The organism is Bacillus sp. V33-4, assembly GCF_002860225.1.
In the GTDB taxonomy this organism is placed as follows: Bacteria; Bacillota; Bacilli; order Bacillales; family Cytobacillaceae; genus Bacillus_BJ; species Bacillus_BJ canaveralius.
The window spans coordinates 1-3,400 of the sequence record NZ_PGVC01000096.1 but is presented as its reverse complement, the minus strand read 5'-3'; the positions used below and the strand labels follow the sequence as shown (position 1 = coordinate 3,400).

At 37.0% G+C, this 3,400-nt stretch carries 2 protein-coding genes and 2 pseudogenes; 3 read left to right on the top strand and 1 reads right to left on the bottom strand.

The genetic code is table 11. From position 1 onward, the window contains the following. The first annotated feature begins 85 nt into the window (after window positions 1-85). Window positions 86-439 (top strand): Imm40 family immunity protein, encoded by a 354-nt coding sequence (gene imm40, locus CVD23_RS21545; protein WP_101667121.1) that lies wholly within the window; start codon window positions 86-88, stop codon window positions 437-439. A gap of 315 nt (window positions 440-754) precedes the next feature. On the opposite strand, the gene CVD23_RS21540 is transcribed toward imm40, so the two are convergent. After that, complete coding sequence (locus CVD23_RS21540) at window positions 755-955, bottom strand: helix-turn-helix domain-containing protein (protein WP_026089141.1); 201 nt, start codon at window positions 953-955, stop codon at window positions 755-757. A 166-nt stretch (window positions 956-1,121) separates the two neighbouring features. On the opposite strand from CVD23_RS21540, the pseudogene CVD23_RS21535 reads away from it, so the two are divergent. Further along, window positions 1,122-1,897: pseudogene (locus CVD23_RS21535) on the top strand (recombinase family protein). A gap of 134 nt (window positions 1,898-2,031) precedes the next feature. Then, window positions 2,032-3,263: pseudogene (locus CVD23_RS21530) on the top strand (IS110 family transposase). Window positions 3,264-3,400: the final 137 nt, after the last annotated feature.

The window sequence follows — 3,400 nt, the reverse complement described above, 5'->3', positions numbered from 1 at the left end:
CTTATAAACCCTCTGATATCAATGTATTTGCTTGATTTATATATTTAATTTTTGACAATACGAAGTTGAAATAAGGGGGGATAATATGACGGACTTAAACAAATTTTCTCTACCAAGTAACTTCCCATTAGATTTATTTGAAAAGGGACATTCTCTTGAACAAATGGGTGTCAATGAGATAGCTTGGAAAGTAAATGATGTAAAGGCTGTAATAGAGTGTTTAATAGAAAAGGGATTTGCTATTTTAGGTGGAGATGTTTATTCTTTAGAAAAAGGGGAATTTGTCCCTACTTATGATAGTTGGTTTCTTAATAAAGATGAACAAATTCCATGGGATAATTTTACTTTAAAGAGTAAAGAAAAAGCATTTGAATATATTGATAACTATGAAAAAAATGAACATGAATATTTCTATGTACTAGTATATTCAAGAAAGTGAATTTTTGCCCTCTCGAGTCAATTGACTTGAGGGGGTTTTTTAAGATAGTAGATAGGGAGTGCCGACTAAATAGCTTCTTATACAGAGAATAAGGGTAATCGTTGTGTTCGCTATATTATGTTTTGCCAAATAATATAGTACGTACATTAACTTTAAAATGTATGTCCCTTTTTAATGTGTTCTATCTCATGAAATTAATTATAAATCATCAGATACCATCATTTTTAATCTTTAAAACCTTACCTTCGTTTTCTCCCTTCCTTTTAAATTTTTTCGCAACTTTGACGTACATATAACGATAACTACAGCAAGAGGCTACTCCACCTCGATTAACTCCTGAATGTCGATGTCTAACACTTTGCATACTGTTTCTAATGTTGATAGATATACTCTGTCCACGTTGTCTGAACAAAGATGACTTATTGTATTTGGTCGCAGCCCTGTCATACGTGCCAATTCACGCTGTGAGAGGTCACGTTCTTTAAGGATTTCCTTTAGTTTTATTGAAATAGGCATGGTACTTCCCTTCCTCTTATTCATGTTACCTTTTACGATACATCAGAAATTTGTATCGGTAAAGGGGTTGAATGTATCGCCAAAGCCGCATACAATGAATTTATATTATATATAGCGGCTAAGCGTTACGTTAATCTCAATTAGCGTAACGGAGGGGGAAAATACCATGAAAGTTATCGGATATATTCGAGTTTCTACACAAGGTCAAGCAAGAGATGGATATAGCCTTGCTTACCAAGAGGATGAAATCAAAGCGTTTTGTCAGGCGCAAGGATACACGCTTTTACGCTTGTTTAAGGACGAGGGTATCAGTGGGGCTAAAGTAGATGAAGAAGCGTTAGAGGTGGATAGAATAGGCTTTCAGGAGATGTTGGAGTATCTCTCCCACCATGAGGTGGATTATGTTGTGACGTTGAATACAAGCCGTTTATGGCGGTCAGACATTGTGAAAGTGTTAGTTCATCGAGAATTGAAAAAGGTTGGTGTGGACATTTGGAGTATTGAACAACCGCAATACAGTATACACAAGAAAGACTCTAGCGACTTTTTAATCATGGCTTAATGGAGTTATTAGACCAATATCAACGATTAGAAATCTCTTTAAAGCTAGGGAGAGGGCGAAACAAGAAAGCCCAACAGGGTGGCTATGCAGGAGGAAATGTCGCATTAGGCTACAAAGTGAAAAAAGGTCAGAAAAGTCTTGTCATAGATAACAGACAAGCACAGACCGTACAAAGAGTGTTTGACTTGAAGGAACAGTATCCTTCATGGTCTTTAACTAAGATAGCAGAACAATTGAATGAAGAAGGACATCGAACGAAACAAGGGAAGATGTTTACGAAAGTCCAAGTCAAAAGGATTTTGGATAGGAAGGCATTTTATAGTGGCTTTTACCACTATGGAGAAATAACGTCCAATGGCAAACATCAAGCCATTTTATAACGGTTAACAGATAGAGAATGGATAGGCTTTCGTACCCTTGCGAGTCTTTATGAGACTAACGCTCGACCTAAGGTTGCCGACATTCTCTGTCTTGTTTTTACCGTTAAAATCTAAAATAGGGGTGAGGTTTTCTGATGAAACGAGATAAACATATTTATATAGGATTAGATTTACACAAGTTCCAACATACAGCGGTGATATTAGATTGTTGGCATGAAAAGCTAGGGGAAATGACCTTCTTAAATAAACCATCCACTTTTCCTAGTTTACTAGAATATGTGAATAGTTATCTATCAGAAGGCTTGACCCCTGTATTTGGATTAGAAGATGTGGGCGGTTACGGAAGGGATTTAGCGTTGTATTTGATTGAACAAGGCTATATTGTTAAGTTTGTCAATTCCTCTTTATCGAATGCTGAACGAAACAGCTATGCTATGACTGAAAAGAACGATAGTTGGGACGCTCAATGTGTGGCAAATGTTTTAATTCGACAGCTACCTTATTTACCTGACGCAACGCCATCCGATATTCATTGGATAATTTCTCAACTTGTTGGGAGAAGAAACGCTTTAGTGAAAGCACAAACCGCTTTAAAAAACCAACTGCATATGCAATTAAACTATCATTATCCAAGCTACAAGGAGTTCTTTTCAGAAGTTGATGGAAAAACAGCATTAGCGTTTTGGGAAAGCTATCCTTCTCCATCTCATTTGGAGGGGGAAACGATAGCGGAATTAAGGGAGTTCTTATTAAAAGCGAGTAACAATGCTTGTTCGACTAGAAAAGCAGAGCAGATATTATCACTCGTTCAAGCTGATGGCGAGATAAAGAGAGAGTACCAAACATCAAGAGACTTTATCATCCAAAGCATGGTCAGAGATATTCGATTTAAAAAGCAGGAAATCAAGAAGGTGGATAAAGAGTTAAAGGTAACAATACAAAGCTAGATATGAGACTTGAAACTATGCCAGGGATTGATACGGTTACTTCATCCGCTTTAATTGCAGAAATCGGTGACATTCATCGGTTCGCAACTTCTGATAAACTCGCAAGATATGCAGGAATAGCACCCATTAGAATGGGGTCGGGCGGTAAGGAAACGATGAAGAAAACGAAACAAGGAAATCGAAAGCTATATGATATCTTTTACAACTTAGCTGTCCAACAAGTCCAAGTAAGTAAGGGGAGTAAAATTCCACGTAATCCTGTGTTTTACGCTTACTATAATCGTAAGCTAAGTGAAGGGAAATCAAAGTCACAAGCCCTTCTCTGCATTATGAGAAGATTAGTCAGAATAATCTATGGTATGATGAAAAATAAAACGGCTTATATCCTGCCTGAAATGCCTGAAACGAAGGTAAGCTAAATAAATTGGGTGGTGGTTGAATAAACTGCCACCTTTTCATAAAGTACATTTTAGATGTTCCTAAGGGTACGGTTAAAGCTTCTAAAGGTTGGAAAGTTGGAGACGATGTATATAAGCCAACTTCTAAAGGAAATGAA

Excerpts from the sequence above, each read along its gene's own strand:
- imm40 (WP_101667121.1), top strand. The coding sequence starts at position 86 with ATGACGGACTTAAACAAATTTTCTCTACCAAGTAACTTCCCATTAGAT.
- CVD23_RS21540 (WP_026089141.1), bottom strand. The coding sequence starts at position 955 with ATGCCTATTTCAATAAAACTAAAGGAAATCCTTAAAGAACGTGACCTC.